This window comes from Pseudomonas sp. Wu6 (assembly GCF_019891515.1).
GTDB lineage: Bacteria > Pseudomonadota > Gammaproteobacteria > Pseudomonadales > Pseudomonadaceae > Aquipseudomonas > Aquipseudomonas orientalis_A.
The window spans coordinates 46,704-65,367 of sequence record NZ_JAFLXH010000009.1 but is presented as its reverse complement, the minus strand read 5'-3'; the positions used below and the strand labels follow the sequence as shown (position 1 = coordinate 65,367).

Here is an 18,664-nt window from a genome sequence, read left to right as displayed (position 1 = left end):
TGAATTCCAAGCGGAGCAGTTATGGTTGATCGGCACGACTACGTGGCCCTCGAATGGGTCAAGGGCGACATTGCCGAAACCCTGAAGCAGGCCCGTTCGGCGCTGGACGTTTACGTTGAAACCGGCGACGCCATTGAGGCGTGCCTGGCCGGTATCCACCAGGTACATGGCGCGCTGCAGATGGTCGAGTTCTACGGCGCGGCGCTGCTGGCTGAAGAGATCGAAGCCCTGGCCCTGGCGCTGCAGGCCGGGCACGTCGGCCAGCGCGACGAAGGTATCCGCCTGCTGCAACAGGCCCTCGGCCAATTGCCGCTGTACCTGGACCGCGTGCACAGCGCCCGTCGCGACCTGCCGCTGGTGGTGTTGCCGCTGCTCAACGACCTGCGCAGCGCCCGCGGTGAAAGCCTGCTGTCGGAGACCAGCTTGTTCAGCCCGCAGTTGTTGACCATCGCGGCGCTGCCCGACGAGGCACTGGCCCAACGCACACCGCCGGACCTTCACCCGCAACTGCGCCAATGGCACGCGCTGCTGCAACAGGCCCTGGCCGGGTTGCTGCGCGAGGACCACGGGCCGAGCAACCTGGAAGACATGGCGCGGGTCTTCGCGCGCCTGGAAGCGCTGTGCCAGGGCGCGCCGTTGTTGCCGCTGTGGCAGGTCGCCTCGGCGCTGGTCGAAGGCATGCTGACGGGTGTGATCGCCAACAGCCCGGCACTGCGCAGCCTGCTCAAGGCCAGCGGCAAGCAACTCAAGCGCCTGCTGGCGCAGGGCATCGGCGGGATCAACCAGCCGGCGCCGGATGAATTGCTCAAGAGCCTGCTGTTCTACGTCGCCAAAGTCACTCGGCCGACGCCGCGCATGCAAAGTCTCAAGGAACGCTACGGTCTGGATGAGGCCTTGCCCGACAGTGCCGTGGTCGATGCCGAGCGTGCGCGCCTGGCCGGGCCGGACCGCAACGCCATGGGCTCGGTACTCGGCGCATTGTGCGAAGAGCTGGTACGGGTCAAGGAGCGCCTCGATCTGTTCGTGCGCAGCGACCGCCAGCATTCCCAGGACCTGGACCCGCTGCTGGCACCGCTGCGGCAGATCGCCGACACCCTGGCGGTGCTCGGTTTCGGCCAGCCGCGCAAAGTCATCATCGACCAGCTTGCCGTGGTATTGAGCCTGGTCCAGGGGCAACGCGAACCCAGTGACGCCGTATTGATGGACGTCGCCGGGGCGTTGCTCTACGTCGAGGCCACGCTGGCCGGAATGGTCGGCACCGTCGAACCGCAAAGCCGTGAAGACAGCCGCCTGCCGACCACCGACCTGACCCAGATCCACCAATTGGTGATCCGCGAATCCTGTCAGTGCTTGCGCCAGGCCAAGGAATTGGTGATCGACTGCATCGAGGCCGACTGGGACCGCCAGCGCCTGGAATCCCTGCCTGAGCTGTTGAGCCAGGTGCGCGGCGCCCTGGCGATGATTCCACTGCCGCGCGCGGCGAGCTTGATGCGCGGGTGTACCGATTACGTTGATGAGCAGTTGATGGTCAATGACACCGCGCCCGCTGAGGCGCAGTTGGCGCGCTTTGCCGACGTGATCAGCAGCCTTGAATACTACCTGGAACGCATGCTCCAGGACCCCGACGCTGCGGGCGAAAAAGTCCTGGAACTGGCCACTCAGGCCCTGAGCGAGCTGGGCTACCTGCCCCAGGAAAAACCCTGGCGCCAGGCATTGGCTGCCCCCGAGGGTGTCTTGTCCGGCGATACCGCGCCAAGCCAATCCCGGTTCGATGCGCTGGCCAGCCCCACTTCGCGTCTCAACCCGCCGGCGCTGCAACGGCCGGGTAGTCTGCTGCCGCCTCCCCGCGATGAAGCGCCGATTGACGACGAGTTGCGTGAAGTCTTCCTCGAAGAGACCGATGAAGTCCTTCAGGTGCTGCACCGTTACTTGCCCGACTGCGCGGACAAAACCGCCCAGGGCGAAATGCGCCGTGCCTTCCACACCTTGAAAGGCAGCGGTCGCATGGTCCGCGCCCTGGTCGTGGCCGAACTGGCCTGGGCCGTGGAAAACCTGCTCAACCGCGTGCTGGAGCGCAGCGTGGCGATCGGTCCCGAGGTGCGGCAGGTGCTGGATGAGGCGGTGGCGCTGCTGCCGGAGCTGATCGCCGATTTCGCCACCGGCCAACAGCGTCAGCGCGATGAGGTCGACGCCCTCGCTGCCCGCGCCCACGGGTGGGCCAGCGGCGCGCAGGTAGCGGTTGTCGAGCCGCACGACCCGATGCTGCTGGAGATTTTCCGCAACGAAGCCCAGAGCCATCTGGACAGCCTCAACCACTTCCTGCAACAGGCCGCCGAACACATGCCGTTGCAGGTCAGTGATGAACTGCAACGCGCCCTGCACACCCTCAAGGGCAGCGCCTACATGGCCGGCGTGTTGCCGATGGCCGAACTGGCGCGGCCCCTCGACCACCTGACCCGCGAATACAAGGCCCATCGCCTGCCGCTGGACCTGGATGAAGTCGAGCTGCTGCTGGAAGCCGAAAGCGTGTTCCAGCGCGGGCTGCGTGAACTGGACAGCCATCCCCTGGCGCCGATCAAGGGCGCGGCGGACTTGATCAAGCGCACCCAAAGCCTGTTGGACCAACAGCTTGAAGCACTGCTCAACGGCCCCGGCACCGGCCCGCACGTCAAGCGCGATCCGCAGCTGATCACCAACTTCCTGGCCCGGGGCATGGACATCCTGCTCGACGCCGAAAGCCTGCTGCGTCGCTGGCAGCAACACCCCGGCGAGCGCCAGGAGCTCACCGCGCTGCTGGACGAACTGACCACCCTGGGCGAGGGCGCGCACCTCGCCGACCTGCACCCTATCGATCAATTGTGCGAAGCCTTGCTCGACCTGTATGGCGCGGTGGAAGAGAGCAGCCTGGCGGTCAGCGAACGGTTTTTCCATGAGGCCGAGCAGGCCCATGAAGCGTTGATCACCATGCTCGACCAACTGGCAGCCGGGCAGGAAATCAGCCCGGCGCCGGCACGGGTCCAGGCCCTGCGCGAATTGCTCGATGACGCCCTCGATCCGTCCGCCACCGGCCTGATCACACGTGACGGCAACCGCGCCCCGCGCATCGCCGAGCTGGGCGCCGCGACCGAGCAACTGGGCCGGCACACGGCGATGGACGACGAGATCGTCGACATCTTCCTTGAAGAGGCCGTGGATATCCTCGACAGCGCCGGGCAGTCCCTCAAGCGCTGGTTGCTGGAGCCCGAGGGCATGGCGCCGTTGTCCTCGTTGCAGCGCGACTTGCACACCCTCAAGGGCGGCGCGCGCATGGCCGAAATCGACGCGGTGGGCGATCTGGCCCAGGAGCTCGAATGCGTTTATGAAGGCCTGGTGGACCGTCGCTACAGCTACTCCACCGAGCTGTCCCAGGCACTGATGGCCAGTCATGAACGTCTGGCCTTGCAACTGGACGAGCTGCACGGGCAGCAGCCGTTGAGCGACAGTGTCGAGCTGGTTGCCAGGTTGCGCGAACTGCGCCAGAGCAGTCTGCCGACGGCCCCGGTTGCAGCGCCGCAACCCTCGGGCGCCGACCCCGAGCTGCTGGATATTTTCCTCGAGGAAGCTGCCGATATTCTCGACAGTTCAGGCAGTGCATTGCTGCGCTGGCAGGCCGAGCCCGGCAACCGCCAGGAGGTCGAAACCCTGCTGCGTGACCTGCACACCCTCAAGGGCGGCGCACGCATGGTCGAGATCGGCCCGATTGGCGACCTGGCCCACGAGCTGGAGTTTCTCTACGAAGGGCTGTCCGCCGGGCTGCTGGCGCCGTCGCCCGAACTGTTCGCGCTGTTGCAGGGTTGCCATGACCGCCTGGCGCAGATGATCGACGCCGTGGCGGGCGGCTTGCCGGTGGGCTCGGTGGACAAGCTGATCGAGCGCATCAAGAGCCTGGTGCACCCGGGCGAAGAGCTGGTGGTACCGGTGGCGTTGCCGGCGGGTAAGGCGGAGACGGTGGTCGATCCGGCTGCCGACATGGTGAAGATCTCCGCCGAACTGCTCGACGACCTGGTCAACCTGGCCGGCGAAACCTCGATCTTCCGTGGCCGTATCGAGCAGCAGGTCAACGATGCGCGCACCGCGCTCACGGAAGTGGAAACCACCATCGAGCGCATGCGCGATCAACTGCGCCGCCTCGACAGCGAAACCCAGAGCGGTCTTTTCAGTCGCCAGCAGGCCGAGGCCGAGCGCCTGGGCTACGAAGAGTTCGACCCGCTGGAAATGGACCGCCATTCGCAATTGCAGCAATTGTCCCGCGCGCTGTCCGAATCCGCCTCCGACTTGCTCGACCTCAAGGAAACCCTCGAACGCCGCAACCAGGACGCCCACGACCTGTTGCAGCAACAGGCGCGCATCAACACCCAATTGCAGGAAGGCCTGATGCGCACGCGCATGGTGCCGTTCGAGCGCATGCTGCCGCGCCTCAAGCGCATCGTGCGCCAGGTGGCCGATGAGCTGGGCAAGGACGTGGAATTCGTGATCGGCAATGCCGAGGGCGAGATGGACCGCAACGTGCTGGAGCGTATGGCGGCGCCGTTGGAACACATGCTGCGCAACGCCGTCGACCATGGTCTTGAGTCCCGCGAGGTGCGCCTGCAGGCGGGCAAGCCAGAGAAGGGCCGCATCACCTTGGACCTGACCCACGAAGGCGGCGATATCGTCTTCGACATGCGCGACGACGGCGCCGGTGTGCCCCTTGAAGCCGTGCGCCGCAAGGCGATCAAGCGCGGCCTGCTCGACCCCGATCAAGAGATCAGCGACCGCGACGTACTGCAGTTCATCCTGCAACCGGGGTTTTCCACGGCTGAAAAGATCACCCAGATTTCCGGACGCGGCGTGGGCATGGACGTGGTGCATGAGGAAGTGCGCCAGCTCGGCGGTTCGATGGTGATCGACTCGATCCCGGGCGTGGGCGTGCATTTCAGGATTCGCCTGCCGTTTACCGTGTCGGTCAATCGGGCCCTGATGGTGCAATGCGCGGACGATCAATACGCGATTGCGCTCAATACCATTGAGGGCCTGGTGCGTGTGCTGCCCCATGAATTGGCGGGGCACTACCAGCAGGACCCGCCGCGCTATGAATACGCCGGTCAACGCTACGAACTGTTTTACCTCGGCGACCTGTTGCACACCGTCAGTCGCCCCAAGCTGCTCGGCCAGTACCAGCCGGTGCCGGTGTTGCTGATGCAGTGCAACGAGCGGCATGTGGCGGTGCATGTGGATGCCATGGCAGGGACGCGCGAGATCGTGGTCAAGGGCCTGGGGCCGCAGTTTGCCGGGGTGCAGGGCTTGTCCGGTGCGACGATCCTGGGCGATGGGCGCGTGGTGCTGATTATCGACCTGTTGGCGCACATCCGCGCGCGGCCACCGGCGTTGCCGGCGCAGTCGGTGGACACGCCACTGACCCTCAACGACCCGCTGAAAAAGCGCCCGCTGCTGGTGCTGGTGGTGGACGATTCGGTCACCGTGCGCAAAGTCACCAGCCGCCTGCTGGAGCGCAACGGCATGAACGTGCTGACCGCCAAGGACGGCATCGACGCCCTTGCCCTGCTCGAAGAACACACCCCGGACCTGATGCTGCTCGACATCGAAATGCCGCGCATGGACGGTTTTGAAGTGGCGATCCAGGTGCGCAACGACCCGCGCCTGATGCGCCTGCCGATCATCATGATCACCTCGCGCACCGGCCAGAAACACCGCGACCGCGCCATGGCCATCGGCGTCAACGACTACCTCGGCAAACCGTACCAGGAGTCGGTATTGCTCGAGAGCATCGCTTATTGGAGCAAGTCCCATGCTTGACCACCGCGCGAGCCAACTCACCGGGCTGTTGCTGCCGTTGGCTGATCGTCACCTGATCCTGCCGAATGTCGCGGTGGCCGAACTGATCGACTTCCAGCGCGGCGAACCGGCCAGCGATGCACCGCCGTGGTACCTGCGCGAAGTCACCTGGCGGGATCGGCACATACCCTTGATCAGCTTCGAAGCCGTGTGCGGCGAAGCCAGCGTGACCGGCGAACGCTCCAGGATCGTGGTGTTGAACACCTTGGGCGGGCGGCCGACGCTTAAGTTCATCGCAGTGGTGATCCAGGGCATTCCGCGCTCGTACAAACTCGACAGCGAATTGAGCTACGTGGACGTACCGCTGTGCCCGCTGGAACTGGCGGCGGTGCAGGTGGGCGAGCATGTGGCAAAGGTGCCGGACCTGATGGGGCTTGAAGCGCTGCTGGCCGAGTCCGGCCTGGCCTGAGCTTGAGACCTGTGAAGATCCACTGCCGATCGTTCCCACGCTCCGCGTGGGAATGCATCCCGTGACGCTCTGCGTCGCCCGTATGCTGACTGGCGGGACGCGGAGCGTCCCAGGCGGCATTCCCACGCAGAGCGTGGGAACGATCAGTGTGGCTGGGGCTTCGGATTTTTCCTGCAAGATTTTGGGCCATGCATGAACTTGTCGTGAGAAGTCCGCACGCCTAGTCTTCGTCCCGTCATCGCAAAAAACGGTGACACGGACGTGCAAGTCCGGTTACATGTCGGCGCACCAACGCCCATAGCCATTCAACGGGCGTTTTTTATGCCTGCTGTACTCGTTATGGCGGCTGTGCGTGGGAGATTCTTCGGGATCTGCCGGGGTCCGATATGCCCGGTCTTGCACACCTGCGCACAGCTGCCACCTTCATTCGCGTGCAAGCGGAAGAGGGCAGCTTCCATTACATATCGGAGCTGTCAATCATGATCAAACCTACCCCCAATCCACCCCTCTTCACCGTAAACCCTCACCAAAACACCGAAACCCTGCTGGTCAACGCCAGCGAAACCCTGTCCTCCCTCAACGCGCTTACCTGCACCCTGGCCTTCGATCTGGACACCTCCCAGCGCGCCATCATGCTTGGAATTCAGCAGATGGCAGAGTTGGGTCAGTTGCTGGTCGATAGAGCGCTGGAGCAAGTCAGTCCTTCGCCGGAATTTTAAAGCGGTCCCAAATAGGGACTGCGGTCTTTGATTGGGGGCCGCTATCTAACAGGCGCCACTGAGCAAATGTGGGAGGGGGCTTGCCCCCGATAGCGGTGTATCAGCCACATATCTATTAGCTGACCCACCGCAATCGGGGGCAAGCCCCCTCCCACATTTTGAGTTTCATTACTCCCACCGTAATGATCCGTCGTCGGGCTTGATTGATGGCCTTCCGAATCACTCCTAAGGTAAAGCCCCACGACAGCAACCCCCCGTGGAGCAACCATGACAACAACCATCACCCCCGACTCGCGCTGGACGCGGCGGCGCGACGAGAAGCAGCGGCGGCTCGGGCTGGTCAAGCAGTATGCAGACGGGGCGGTGTTGCCCAGTGACAAGATCGTCGAGGCCCTTGAAGCCTTGATCCTTCCCGGCGACCGCGTGGTACTGGAGGGCAACAACCAGAAGCAGGCCGACTTCCTCTCGCGTTCCCTGGCCAAGGCCGACCCGGCCAAGCTCCACGATTTGCACATGATCATGCCCAGTGTCGGCCGTTCCGAGCACCTGGACCTGTTTGAAAAAGGCATCGCACGCAAGCTGGATTTCTCCTTCGCCGGCACCCAATCCCTGCGCATCAGCCAGTTGCTGGAAGACGGCCTGTTGGAAATCGGCGCGATCCATACCTACATCGAACTCTATGCGCGCCTGGTGGTGGACCTGATTCCCAACGTGGTGCTCTCGGCCGGCTTCATGGCCGACCGCGCCGGCAACATTTACACCGGCGCCAGCACCGAAGACACCCCCGCGCTGATCGAACCCGCTGCCTTCAGCGATGGCATCGTGATCGTGCAGGTCAACCAATTGGTGGACGACGTCACCGACTTGCCGCGCGTGGACATCCCCGCCAGTTGGGTGGATTTCGTGGTGGTGGCCGACAAGCCGTTCTATATCGAGCCGCTGTTCACCCGTGATCCGCGTCACATCAAGCCGGTACACGTGCTGATGGCGATGATGGCGATCCGTGGTATCTACGAAAAACACAATGTGCAATCGCTCAACCACGGTATCGGCTTCAACACCGCCGCCATCGAACTGATCCTGCCCACCTACGGCGAATCCCTGGGCCTGAAGGGCAAGATCTGCCGCAACTGGACCCTCAACCCGCACCCCACGCTGATTCCGGCGATTGAAAGCGGCTGGGTGCAAAGCGTGCATTGCTTCGGCACTGAACTGGGCATGGAAAACTACATCGCCGCACGCCCGGATGTGTTCTTCACCGGCCGCGACGGCTCGATGCGCTCCAACCGCATGTTCTGCCAACTGGCCGGCCAGTACGCGGTGGACCTGTTTATCGGCGCCACCCTGCAAGTGGATGGCGATGGCCATTCCAGCACCGTGACCCGTGGCCGCCTTGCCGGTTTCGGCGGCGCGCCGAACATGGGCCACGACCCACGCGGTCGCCGCCACGGCACACCGGCCTGGCTGGACATGCGCCACGATGATGCGCCTGAAGCCTTGCTCGAACGTGGCAAAAAACTCGTCGTGCAAATGGTCGAGACCTTCCAGGAAGGCGGCAAACCCACCTTCGTCGACACCCTCGACGCGGTGGAAGTGGCGCGCAAAAGCGGCATGCCCCTGGCGCCGATCATGATCTACGGCGACGACGTCACCCACCTGCTCACCGAAGAAGGCATCGCCTACCTGTACAAGGCCCGTTCCCTGGAAGAACGCCAGGCAATGATCGCTGCCGTCGCCGGAGTCACCGCCATCGGTATGCGCCACAACCCCAAGGACACCGCCCGCATGCGCCGCGAAGGCTTGATTGCGCTGCCCGAAGACCTGGGCATTCGTCGCACCGATGCCACCCGCGAGCTGTTGGCCGCCAAGAGCGTGGCCGACCTGGTGGACTGGTCCGGCGGCCTGTACAACCCACCCGCCAAATTCAGGAGTTGGTAGATGCGCGCCCTCAAACTGCATGAAGTGAGCCTGGCCGATCGCCTGGCGGATAGGGCGGTCGATGCGCTGATCGACGAAGCGGATTTGTCGCCCAAGCCCGCCCTGGTAGACCGGCGAGGCAACGGCGCCCACACCGATCTGCACCTGGGCTTGATGCACGCCTCGGCGCTGTCGCTGTGGCCGATGTTCAAGGAAATGGCCGAGGCCGCGCTTGAAATCGGCGAAATCGGCCTGCCTCTGCGCGAAGCCCTCGGCCGTATTGGCCGCGAAGGCGAGCAAGCGATGCTCATTACCACCAATGGCGTGAATACTCATCGCGGTGCGATCTGGGCGCTCGGTCTGCTCACCGCCGCAGCGGCCCTGGACCCTGGCGCCGTTACGCTGAACGCGGCCAGATTAGCCTTGCTCAACGACCGACATGCGCCACAAACCCTGAGCCACGGCGCCCTGGTCGCCCAACGTTACGGCGCTCGCGGTGCCCGCGAAGAAGCGCAGTTGGGCTTCCCCTCGGTGACGCAGCGTGGCCTGCCGCAATTGCACAAGAGCCGCCGGCAAAATGCCGGAGAACAGAACGCGCGCCTGGATGCCTTGCTCGCGATCATGACCGAACTGGCCGACACCTGCGTGCTCTACCGCGCCGGCTACGCAGGCCTGACCACCCTGCAACAGGGCGCCCAGGCCGTGCTGGACGCCGGCGGCAGCGCAACCCTGGCCGGCCGCCGCCAACTGCACGCGCTGGACCAACAACTGCTGGCCCTGAATGCCTCCCCCGGCGGCGCCGCCGACCTGTTGGCCGCCTGCCTGTTTATCGACCGCCTCGACGGAGCGTTGTGATGGAGACTTTATCCTTTGAATTCCCCGCCGGGCAGCCGCCAAAAGGCCGTGCGCTGGTGGGGTGCGTCGGCTCCGGCGACCTTGAAGTGCTGCTGGAACCGGGCACCGCCGGCACGCTGACCATCCAGGTACAAACCTCGGTCAATGGCGCCGAGCAACGTTGGCAGCACCTGTTCGAACGCATCTTCCAGGAGCAGATGCCACCGGCCTTGAACATTGATATCCACGATTTTGGCGCCACACCCGGTGTGGTGCGTTTGCGCCTGGAGCAAGGCTTCGAGGAGATCGGCCATGACTGATTGGCTCAACAAACACAGCTTCGTTGAACTCGGTGCTCGGCAGCGCGCCAAGGCGTTGCTGGATGCCGGCACCTTTCGCGAGTTGATCGACCCCTTTCAACGCGTCATGTCGCCGTGGCTCAGCCGCCAGGGCGTGGTGCCCCAGGCGGATGACGGGGTGGTCATCGCCAAAGGCAGCGTTGCCGGTCTGCCGGTAGTGATTGCCGCCATCGAAGGTAACTTCCAGGGCGGCAGCCTCGGTGAAGTCGGCGGCGCGAAAATCGCCGGAGCGCTGGAACTGGCCGCTGAAGATAACCGCAACGGCATCCCGACCCGCGCCGTGCTGCTGCTGGAAACCGGCGGCGTACGCCTGCAGGAAGCCAACCTGGGTCTGGCCGCCATTGCCGATATCCACGCGGCGATTGTCGACCTGCGCCAGTACCAGCCGGTAATCGGCGTGGTGGCGGGCAGTGTCGGCTGCTTCGGCGGCATGTCCATCGCCGCAGGGTTGTGCAGCTATCTGGTGGTCACCCGTGAAGCGCGCCTGGGCTTGAACGGCCCGCAGGTGATCGAGCAGGAAGCCGGGTTGGACGAATACGACTCCCGCGACCGGCCGTTTATCTGGAGCCTTACGGGTGGCGAACAGCGCTTCAACAGTGGGTTGGCCGACCGTTATGTGGCCGACGATGTGGCGCAGATCCAGCAGACCGTCAGCGCGCTGTTGCAGCAAGGCGCGCCCGAACAACACCGTAGCCGCCGCGCTGATTTTTATCTGGCGCGCCTGGCCGAACTCGACGCCACGGCGCAGATCGACCCGGCGACGGTGCGCACGCTGTATCAGGGAGAACGCCCATGAGAGGTTTGCAGTGGTTTAACGCGCTAAGCGCCGGCGCGACGCGGGTGCAAGGCTTGCCTGACTCGCTCAGGATCGCCGATGGCCAGTTGAACGGCCAGAGCGTGCGCTTTCTTGCCGTGGTCACCGACCCGAACAACCGCTTCCCGCGCGCGCGCAATGGCGAAGTCGGTTTGCTGGAGGGCTGGGGGCTCGCCAAGGCCGTCGACGACGCTATCGCCAGGGGTGACAAACGCCCGCTGATCGCCATCGTCGATGTACCCAGCCAAGCCTACGGTCGTCGCGAAGAAGCCCTCGGCATCCATCAAGCCCTGGCCGCTGCCGCCGACAGCTACGCCCGTGCCCGTCTCGCCGGTCACCCGGTGATTGCGCTGCTGGTGGGCAAGGCCATGTCCGGCGCGTTCCTCGCTCACGGTTACCAGGCCAATCGCCTGATTGCCCTGCGCGACCCTGGCGTGATGGTGCATGCCATGGGCAAGGCCTCGGCGGCGCGGGTCACCCTGCGCAGCGTCGAAGAACTCGAGGCCCTGGCCGCCAGCGTGCCGCCGATGGCGTATGACATCGACAGTTATGCCAGCCTTGGGCTGCTCTGGGAGACGCTGACGGTCAGCCAGATTGAACAACCCACGGCAGACGACGTGGCGCAGGTCAGCGATTGCCTGGTGAATGCGATCAAGGATATCGATGGCCCCAATCTGAGCGGGCGCCTGGGGGCGTCCAATCGTGCGGCGTCCAGCCACGTGCGTCAGCTGCTGCGGGAGCAATGGTGAACGCTCACGACTTGCTCTGGGGCATGACCCCGGCCCATCTGCCCGCCGATGCGCCCGGCTGGGTGGTGGATGCGCTCAGCGCCGGCCACCCGGTGGTGGTGCGTCGCGCCGTCGTCGCGCCGGGTCATGTGGCGGTCGGTGTACGGGGACGTTTGCGTGAGCAGCGGTTTGCCGCGCAGATGCCGATTGCTGCGGTACAACGGCGTGTGGCCCCCGAAGCCCTGCGGGACGTGACCTCGCCACGGGATGTGCCGGCGCTGCGGGCCCTTGACCACCTACGGCCGCTGTTGGCGCATAACGACTGGGGCGTCAGCGGCAGTGCCGGATTCGAATTGGCCAGCGGCATCGAAGCGTTGCATGCCGCGAGCGATCTGGATTTGATCCTGCGCACCCCCGAGCCGCTTGAGCGTGACCAGGCGCACGCGTTATTGGCGATGCTCGATAGCGCACCGTGCGCCGTCGACCTGCAACTGCAAACCCCCGTCGGCGCTGTCGCCTTGCGTGAATGGGCGGGCGCATCACGCCGGGTGCTGCTGAAAACCGCCAACGGGGCGCACCTTGTCGTCGACCCCTGGCAGGCGGTGGCATGAGCAGCTTGCTGGTATTTCCGGGGCAGGGCGCCCAGCGAGTCGGCATGCTCCAGTCGCTGCCCGTCGACGTCCTCGACGAGGCCAGCGCTGCCCTGGGTGAAGACGTGCGCCGGCTCGATTCGGCACAGGCCCTTGAATCGACGCGCGCCGTCCAGCTTTGCCTGTTGATGGCTGGCGTGGCGCATGCGCGCCTGTTGCAGCACACACCGGACTACGTGGCGGGCCTGTCCATCGGCGCCTATCCCGCTGCTGTTATCGCCGGCGCAATGGACTTTGCCGATGCCATCAAACTCGTCAGCCTGCGCGGCGAACTGATGCAAAGCGCTTATCCACAGGGCTACGGGATGACCGCGATCATCGGCCCGCAGTTATCCACCGTCGAAACATTGCTCGCCGAAATCCACAGCCCACAGACCCCGGTGTACCTGGCCAATATCAATGCCGATAACCAGACGGTCATTGCCGGCAGCGACGCGGCGATGCAGCGTGTCGCAGAACGCATCAAGGGCAACGGCATCGCCAGGCGCCTGGCGGTCAGCGTGCCGTCCCATTGCGCCTTGCTGGACGCACCGGCCAGGGTCCTCGCCCAGGCCTTCGTCCCGCTCAAGGCGCCGCGCATCACTTACCTGAGCAGCACCCGCGCGCGGCCTATCCACAACCCTGAGCACCTGCGCGATGACCTGGCCTTCAACATGTGCCGCGTCGTCGACTGGCGCGGCACCGTGCAAAGCGCCTACGAGCGTGGTGTGCGTCTGCAGATCGAACTGCCACCGGGCGCGGTGCTCACCGGCCTTTCCCGCCGCGTCTTCGAACAAGGCACGGTGATCGCCTGCGAGGGCGCGCGCCTGGATACCTTGCAGGCCCTGCTGCAAGAGGAGGAGCGCCGCCACCGATAAAGCACGACCCAAGGCTTTCGAAGCACAACAACAACAATTTCGATCGAGCACTTTGAGGACAACAACAATGATTATTTACGGTGTGGCATTGCTGGCGATCTGCACGCTCGCGGGCGTGATCATGGGCGACATGCTCGGCGTGTTGCTGGGGGTCAAATCCAATGTGGGCGGCGTGGGCATCGCGATGATCCTGCTGATCTGCGCGCGGCTGTGGATGCAAAAGCGCGGCGGCATGACCAAGGATTGCGAGATGGGCGTTGGCTTCTGGGGCGCCATGTATATCCCCGTGGTGGTGGCGATGGCCGCGCAGCAGAACGTGGTCACCGCCTTGCACGGCGGCCCGGTGGCGGTGCTGGCGGCCATCGGTTCGGTGGTGGTGTGTGGTTGCACCATTGCCCTGATCAGCCGCACGCACAGGGGCGAGCCTTTGCCGCCCGAAGAGCCGCTGATCCTCGCTGCAGGAGGTCGCTGATATGTGGGACCTCATCGAAAAAGGTTTGGAGCACAATGGCCTGATCACCGCGTTCGCCTTTGTGGGCGTGGTGATGTGGATTTCGGTGGTGCTGTCCAAGCGCCTGACGTTCGGGCGCATCCATGGCTCGGCGATTGCCATCGTCATCGGCCTGGTGCTGGCCTGGGTCGGCGGCACCATCACGGGCGGGCAGAAGGGCCTGGCGGACCTGGCACTGTTCTCCGGTATCGGCCTGATGGGCGGCGCGATGTTGCGGGATTTCGCCATCGTTGCCACGGCGTTTGAAGTGCAGGCCACCGAGGCGCGCAAAGCCGGGATGATCGGGGTGATTGCCCTGCTGCTGGGCACGATCCTGCCGTTCATCGTCGGTGCGAGCATGGCCTGGGCCTTCGGCTATCGCGATGCGGTCAGCATGACCACCATCGGCGCGGGCGCCGTGACCTACATCGTCGGCCCGGTGACCGGCGCGGCGATTGGCGCGACCTCGGATGTGATGGCGCTATCGATTGCCACCGGGTTGATCAAGGCGATCCTGGTGATGGTCGGCACGCCGGTGGCGGCGCGCTGGATGGGCCTGGACAACCCGCGCTCGGCGATGGTGTTCGGGGGCCTGGCCGGCACCGTGAGCGGGGTGACGGCGGGGCTGGCGGCGACGGATCGGCGGTTGGTGCCGTATGGCGCGCTGACGGCGACGTTTCATACCGGGTTGGGCTGCCTGCTTGGGCCTTCGTTGATGTACTTCATTGTGCGGGGGTTGGTCGGTTAGTTTTGGAGATGGTGGTGTTTGGTCGGGCGCCATCGGGGGCAAGCCCCCTCCCACATGTTGACCGCATTCTCATGTTGGAACTCGGTCAACTGTGGGAGGGGGCTTGCCCCCGATAGCGATCTCAAGCCTGGCGATTGGCATACATCCGACACTCCGCCAACAACGCCAGCAAGTTCGGATCGCGCTCCTTGGCCTTCAGGAACACCACGCCGATATGCTGCTGCAACCGATACCTGGGCTGCAGCGGTATCAGCTTCACGCGGTTCTCGTACACCGCCGCGATCCGCCCCGGCAACAGCGCATAACCCACCCCCGAGCTGACCATGCTCAGCAGCGTGAAGATGTCATTGACCTGCATCGCCACCTTGGGCTCGAACCCCGCCTGCTTGAATACCCGGTTGCCATCCTGATGGGTGGCGAAGCCCTGGGTGAGGGTGATGAAGGTGGCGTCGCGCACGTCGGCCAGGTCAATTTCCTGCTCGCGGTCGAACGGTGATTCGGCCGGAGTGGCGAGGAAAATGTCGTCGGTAAACAGCGCGATCTGTTCGCAGTCGGGGTCGTTGGCGTGCTCATCCAGGGAGATAAGGATCGCGTCCACCTCCATGTTCTTGAGCTTGTAGAGCAGGTCGAAGTTGGAGCCCAGAATCAGGTCGATATTCAGTTCGCTGCGACGGATTTTCAGGCCCATGATCAGTTGCGGAACGGTCTTGACCGTCAGCGAGTACAGCGAGCCGAGCTTGAAACGTTCGGCGGAGAAACCTGCGGCCTCGCGGGTCAGGCGCACGCTGTCGACCACGTCGGCCACCAGCTTCTGCGCGCGCTCTTCGAGTACGTAGGCGCTTTCCAGCGGCGTCAGGTTGCGGCCCTCGTGTTTGAACAGCGGGCAGCGCAGGGCATTTTCCAGCGAATGAATGGCGCGGTGCACGCTGACGTTGCTGGTCTGCAATTCGGCGGCGGCGCGGGCCAGGTTGCCGGTGCGCATGAATGCCAGGAAGATTTCCAGCTTTTTGAGGGTGAATTCTTCGTCGATCAACATGGCCGTGGGCTCTTGTTCGAATGCCGACAATTGTGCCCGCAAAACCGCGCGGCGTCCCCGGAACGTCATAAGCCGCTTGCACTCTGATGCGCAAGGCTGGACGCTTGTCCGCGTGTGCTTGGAGTTACAGGAGGTCGGTGACAGATGTACCACGGAGAACGATTCAACGCCTGGAGCCATTTGCTCGGTGCTGTCGCGGCGTGCATGGGCGCTGTTTGGATGTTGGTGGTGGCGAGCCTGGATGGCAGCCCCTGGAAGATCGTCAGCGTGGCGATTTATGGCTTTACGCTGATCGTGCTGTACAGCGCCTCGACGGTGTACCACAGCGTGCGGGGGCGGCGAAAAGAGATCATGCAGAAGGTCGATCACTTTTCGATCTACCTGTTGATCGCCGGCAGCTACACCCCGTTTTGCCTGGTGACGCTGCACGGGCCGTGGGGCTGGACGCTGTTCGGGATTGTGTGGGGGCTGGCGGTGATCGGCATTTTGCAGGAGATCAAGCCGCGCTCCGAGGCGCGGATTCTATCCATCGTAATCTATGCGGTGATGGGCTGGATCGTGCTGGTGGCGGTCAAGCCGCTGCTCGCCGCGCTGGGCACCGCAGGGTTTATCTGGCTGGCGTCGGGCGGGGTGTTGTACACCGTGGGGATTATCTTTTTTGCGTTGGAGGACCGCCTGCGGCACTCCCATGGGATCTGGCATTTGTTTGTGATTGGCGGCAGCCTGCTGCATTTTGTGGCGATCATGCATTACGTGCTTTGAATGTGGGAGGGGGCAAGCCCCCTCCCACATTGGACCCAGGGTGTTCTTAGAGACGTGCCAACAGTTCACAGGCTCGACTGCCGAAAATCTCCAGCAGCTTGGCCAGCATATGCGGCGGTGGCTCGTTGGCGCGGGTCAGGGCGTAGAGGGTGATGGGCAGCGGTGGGGTGAGCGTGCGGATCTGGGTGGTGGCCGTTGAGGCACCCAGCGCGGTGAACGGATCGATCACGGTCAGGCCCGCGCCGGATTCGACCATCGCACGCGCCAGGGAATAGGTTTGCACCGAGATCGTCACCCGTGGCGGCGGGTCGATATTTTCCAGGTAGCTGCCCAGCTTCGCCGCCAGCGGGTCGGCGCTGGACAGGCCGATCAACGGCGCTCCGGCCAGCTCGGCCAACGGCAAGGGCTGATGCCGTTCGGCATCCGGCCAATAGCCTTTGGACGCCAGCGCCACCAGTACACCGTTGGCCAGCACTTGGGTAGTCAGCCCGGGATGGCCGGAGAAGTTGAGCGTCAGCGCCAGGTCGATCTCGCGCATCAACAGCTTTTGCACCAACTCGCGGCTATGGTCGCTGGACAGTTCGCAGGCCATGTCCGGGTAATCGCGCGTCCATTCCAGAATTGCCGGTGGCAGCAGGGACAGGGCCAGCGCCGGGATTGCGCCAATCCGTATGCTTTGTCCCGGCATGTGGCGCAAACTTTTGGCCAGGCGCCGCACGCCTTGCAGGCTTGCGGTGACTTTCTCGACTTCACTCTCCAGCGCCAGCGCTTCCGGCGTGGGCTGCAATTTGCCGCGCACGCGCAGGAACAGCGCAAAGCCCAACTGCAATTCGGCGTGCTGCAACACCTTGGTCACCGCCGGTTGCGAGACATGCAACAACTGCGCGGCGGCGCTGATGGAGCCGGTCTGGCGGATGGCCTGGAAGATTTCGATATGACGCAAGCGCATGGCAAGTCCATAACCTTTGTTTATAGGTGACCCATCTTTATTCATTGTCGGTGGCCTGTCACCTGCCCCTAGGCTTGAGGCCTCTTGATTCAGCGGCGGGCGGCGGGAATGGTGCACATCATTGGGGGTGGGGTGATTGGTCTGGCGAGCGCGTATGCGCTGGTGCGTGCGGGCCACGAGGTGACGGTGATCGACGCGCGCGAGACCCTGGGCAGTGAAACCAGCTTTGCCAATGGCGGGCAGTTGTCCTATCGCTACGTGGCGCCGCTGGCCGATGCCGGCGTGCCGCTTCAGGCCATCGGTTGGCTGTTGCGCGGTGACTCGCCGTTAAAGCTGCGCCCACGCCTCGACCCTCAGCAATGGCGCTGGATGGCCGCGTTCCTCGGTGCATGCCGTAGTTCGGTGAACACACGCAATGCCGCCCACCTGCTGCGACTGGCCTCCCTGAGCCAGCACACGTTGCAGCAATGGCGCGAGGATGATCACCTGGACGGCTTCGACTGGCGGCGCAACGGCAAACTGGTCACCTTCCGCAACGCCAGCTCATTTGCGCATGCCCGCAGCAAGGTCACCGATATCCTTCAACAGCAGGTGCTGTCGGCCGCCGATTGCGCACGCCTGGAGCCGGCGCTGGCGGGCGGTGGTTTTGTCGGCGGGATCTACACGCCGAATGAGGAGGTGGCTGATTGTCATGCTTTCTGCCAGCGCTTGGCGGCGCGGCTTGAAGCGTCCGGGCGCTGCCGCTTTTTGCTGGGGCGCAAGGTCACCGGCATTCGCCACGCTGACGGTGCGGTGCAGGCTATCGAACTGGGCGCTGAGGTGGTGCCGGTCGAGCATCTGGTACTGGCGGCCGGTTATCGCAGCGCCGAGTTGGGTGTGCCGCTGCCGCTGTACCCGCTCAAGGGTTACAGCCTCAGTGTGCCGATTGGCGCGCAGCACCAGGCGCCGAACGTGAGCATTACCGACTACGACCGCAAGATCGTCTATGCGCGCATCGGCGAACAACTGCGGGTGGCGGCCATGGTGGATATCGTCGGCTTCGACGCCAGCCTTGAACCCAAGCGCCTGGCGCTGATGAAACGCCAGGCACTGGAGACATTTGCGCAGGCCGGCGATTACGCCCATGCGGTGGAGTGGGCGGGTATGCGCCCGGCCACCCCCACTGGCGTGCCGCTGATTGGTGCCAGTGTGTATCGCAACCTGTGGCTGAACCTGGGCCACGGCGCCCTTGGTTTTACCCTGGCCTGCGGCAGCGGCCAGTTGCTGGCTGAGTTGATCGGGCAACACGCGCCTTCCATTGATATGCAGGGCCTTGCGCCCCGCGCCGCATGAGGATGTATGGATGACCATCACCCGAATCTGCAGCAATGAGCGCCTCTCGGGCGCAGTGACCTTCAAGGACCTGGCTTTCACCGGGCATGGCGCCGACGCGCACGACCCTTCAAGCGGAACTGGCGCGGCCGAGTGTGCTGGTGGAAATCAGCGTGATTGCTGTACGTAAATAATCGAAAAACCAAC

General features: G+C 64.3%; 16 protein-coding genes and 1 pseudogene. 15 read left to right on the top strand and 2 right to left on the bottom strand.

Annotation, left to right across the window (positions count from 1 at the left end; all coding sequences use genetic code 11):
• The first annotated feature begins 21 nt into the window (after positions 1–21).
• The 12 genes from J1G34_RS08535 (at position 22) to madM (ending at position 14,399) form a co-directional block, all read left to right on the top strand.
• Complete coding sequence (locus J1G34_RS08535) at positions 22–5,835, top strand: Hpt domain-containing protein (protein WP_222993795.1); 5,814 nt, start codon at positions 22–24, stop codon at positions 5,833–5,835.
• Positions 5,828–6,283, top strand: coding sequence for a chemotaxis protein CheW (locus tag J1G34_RS08530; RefSeq protein WP_104505010.1), 456 nt, complete (start codon positions 5,828–5,830; stop codon positions 6,281–6,283). The genes J1G34_RS08535 and J1G34_RS08530 overlap by 8 nt, the downstream gene beginning before the upstream one ends.
• A 479-nt stretch (positions 6,284–6,762) precedes the next feature.
• Positions 6,763–7,002, top strand: coding sequence for a DUF6124 family protein (locus J1G34_RS08525; protein ID WP_065885367.1), 240 nt, complete (start codon positions 6,763–6,765; stop codon positions 7,000–7,002).
• A gap of 267 nt (positions 7,003–7,269) precedes the next feature.
• A complete protein-coding gene (gene mdcA, locus J1G34_RS08520) occupies positions 7,270–8,940 on the top strand; it encodes a malonate decarboxylase subunit alpha (protein ID WP_065885368.1) in 1,671 nt (556 codons plus the stop codon).
• Complete coding sequence (locus J1G34_RS08515) at positions 8,941–9,774, top strand: triphosphoribosyl-dephospho-CoA synthase (protein ID WP_065891565.1); 834 nt, start codon at positions 8,941–8,943, stop codon at positions 9,772–9,774. It begins immediately after the preceding gene.
• Positions 9,774–10,073, top strand: a complete 300-nt coding sequence (locus J1G34_RS08510; RefSeq protein ID WP_065891564.1) for a malonate decarboxylase subunit delta — start codon at positions 9,774–9,776, stop codon at positions 10,071–10,073. The genes J1G34_RS08515 and J1G34_RS08510 overlap by 1 nt, the downstream gene beginning before the upstream one ends.
• Positions 10,066–10,908, top strand: coding sequence for a biotin-independent malonate decarboxylase subunit beta (locus J1G34_RS08505; RefSeq protein WP_122561323.1), 843 nt, complete (start codon positions 10,066–10,068; stop codon positions 10,906–10,908). The genes J1G34_RS08510 and J1G34_RS08505 overlap by 8 nt, the downstream gene beginning before the upstream one ends.
• Entirely contained in the window at positions 10,905–11,675 is a 771-nt protein-coding gene (gene mdcE, locus J1G34_RS08500; protein ID WP_122482532.1) for a biotin-independent malonate decarboxylase subunit gamma, read from the top strand. The genes J1G34_RS08505 and mdcE overlap by 4 nt, the downstream gene beginning before the upstream one ends.
• Complete coding sequence (locus J1G34_RS08495; RefSeq protein WP_222993793.1) at positions 11,669–12,265, top strand: malonate decarboxylase holo-ACP synthase; 597 nt, start codon at positions 11,669–11,671, stop codon at positions 12,263–12,265. The genes mdcE and J1G34_RS08495 overlap by 7 nt, the downstream gene beginning before the upstream one ends.
• Complete coding sequence (gene mdcH, locus J1G34_RS08490) at positions 12,262–13,161, top strand: malonate decarboxylase subunit epsilon (protein WP_222993791.1); 900 nt, start codon at positions 12,262–12,264, stop codon at positions 13,159–13,161. Before J1G34_RS08495 ends, mdcH begins: the two co-directional genes overlap by 4 nt.
• Positions 13,162–13,228: 67 nt before the next feature.
• The gene (madL, locus tag J1G34_RS08485) at positions 13,229–13,633 is read left to right on the top strand and encodes a malonate transporter subunit MadL (RefSeq protein WP_065891559.1); all 405 of its coding nucleotides are present in this window, start codon (positions 13,229–13,231) and stop codon (positions 13,631–13,633) included.
• 1 nt (position 13,634) lies between these two features.
• Positions 13,635–14,399, top strand: a complete 765-nt coding sequence (madM, locus tag J1G34_RS08480) for a malonate transporter subunit MadM (RefSeq protein ID WP_222993789.1) — start codon at positions 13,635–13,637, stop codon at positions 14,397–14,399.
• Between the two features lie 121 nt (positions 14,400–14,520).
• Here madM and J1G34_RS08475 read toward each other — a convergent pair whose 3' ends face one another.
• Positions 14,521–15,435 carry a LysR family transcriptional regulator gene (locus tag J1G34_RS08475; protein WP_065891557.1) on the bottom strand — a complete coding sequence of 305 codons (915 nt, stop codon included), beginning with the start codon at positions 15,433–15,435 and terminating at the stop codon, positions 14,521–14,523.
• A gap of 144 nt (positions 15,436–15,579) precedes the next feature.
• Here J1G34_RS08475 and trhA point away from each other — a divergent pair, with 144 nt between their 5' ends.
• Positions 15,580–16,197: a PAQR family membrane homeostasis protein TrhA gene (gene trhA, locus J1G34_RS08470; protein WP_065895755.1), complete on the top strand. Its 618-nt coding sequence runs from the start codon at positions 15,580–15,582 to the stop codon at positions 16,195–16,197.
• Between the two features lie 46 nt (positions 16,198–16,243).
• On the opposite strand, the gene J1G34_RS08465 is transcribed toward trhA, so the two are convergent.
• On the bottom strand, positions 16,244–17,146 hold the full coding sequence (locus J1G34_RS08465; RefSeq protein WP_065891555.1) for a LysR family transcriptional regulator: 903 nt from the start codon (positions 17,144–17,146) through the stop codon (positions 16,244–16,246).
• 108 nt (positions 17,147–17,254) lie between these two features.
• Between J1G34_RS08465 and J1G34_RS08460 the strand changes: the two genes are divergently transcribed.
• Positions 17,255–18,478, top strand: coding sequence for a D-amino acid dehydrogenase (locus J1G34_RS08460; RefSeq protein ID WP_122462189.1), 1,224 nt, complete (start codon positions 17,255–17,257; stop codon positions 18,476–18,478).
• A gap of 71 nt (positions 18,479–18,549) precedes the next feature.
• Positions 18,550–18,651, top strand: a pseudogene (locus J1G34_RS27145) (RidA family protein); the annotation flags it as partial.
• Positions 18,652–18,664: the final 13 nt, after the last annotated feature.

Excerpts from the sequence above, each read along its gene's own strand:
- J1G34_RS08525 (WP_065885367.1), top strand. The coding sequence starts at position 6,763 with ATGATCAAACCTACCCCCAATCCACCCCTCTTCACCGTAAACCCTCAC.
- J1G34_RS08510 (WP_065891564.1), top strand. The coding sequence starts at position 9,774 with ATGGAGACTTTATCCTTTGAATTCCCCGCCGGGCAGCCGCCAAAAGGC.
- mdcH (WP_222993791.1), top strand. The coding sequence starts at position 12,262 with ATGAGCAGCTTGCTGGTATTTCCGGGGCAGGGCGCCCAGCGAGTCGGC.
- J1G34_RS08535 (WP_222993795.1), top strand. The coding sequence starts at position 22 with ATGGTTGATCGGCACGACTACGTGGCCCTCGAATGGGTCAAGGGCGAC.
- madM (WP_222993789.1), top strand. The coding sequence starts at position 13,635 with ATGTGGGACCTCATCGAAAAAGGTTTGGAGCACAATGGCCTGATCACC.
- J1G34_RS08475 (WP_065891557.1), bottom strand. The coding sequence starts at position 15,435 with ATGTTGATCGACGAAGAATTCACCCTCAAAAAGCTGGAAATCTTCCTG.
- J1G34_RS08515 (WP_065891565.1), top strand. The coding sequence starts at position 8,941 with ATGCGCGCCCTCAAACTGCATGAAGTGAGCCTGGCCGATCGCCTGGCG.
- J1G34_RS08460 (WP_122462189.1), top strand. The coding sequence starts at position 17,255 with ATGGTGCACATCATTGGGGGTGGGGTGATTGGTCTGGCGAGCGCGTAT.
- mdcA (WP_065885368.1), top strand. The coding sequence starts at position 7,270 with ATGACAACAACCATCACCCCCGACTCGCGCTGGACGCGGCGGCGCGAC.
- J1G34_RS08530 (WP_104505010.1), top strand. The coding sequence starts at position 5,828 with ATGCTTGACCACCGCGCGAGCCAACTCACCGGGCTGTTGCTGCCGTTG.
- madL (WP_065891559.1), top strand. The coding sequence starts at position 13,229 with ATGATTATTTACGGTGTGGCATTGCTGGCGATCTGCACGCTCGCGGGC.
- J1G34_RS08465 (WP_065891555.1), bottom strand. The coding sequence starts at position 17,146 with ATGCGCTTGCGTCATATCGAAATCTTCCAGGCCATCCGCCAGACCGGC.
- J1G34_RS08495 (WP_222993793.1), top strand. The coding sequence starts at position 11,669 with ATGGTGAACGCTCACGACTTGCTCTGGGGCATGACCCCGGCCCATCTG.
- J1G34_RS08505 (WP_122561323.1), top strand. The coding sequence starts at position 10,066 with ATGACTGATTGGCTCAACAAACACAGCTTCGTTGAACTCGGTGCTCGG.
- trhA (WP_065895755.1), top strand. The coding sequence starts at position 15,580 with ATGTACCACGGAGAACGATTCAACGCCTGGAGCCATTTGCTCGGTGCT.
- mdcE (WP_122482532.1), top strand. The coding sequence starts at position 10,905 with ATGAGAGGTTTGCAGTGGTTTAACGCGCTAAGCGCCGGCGCGACGCGG.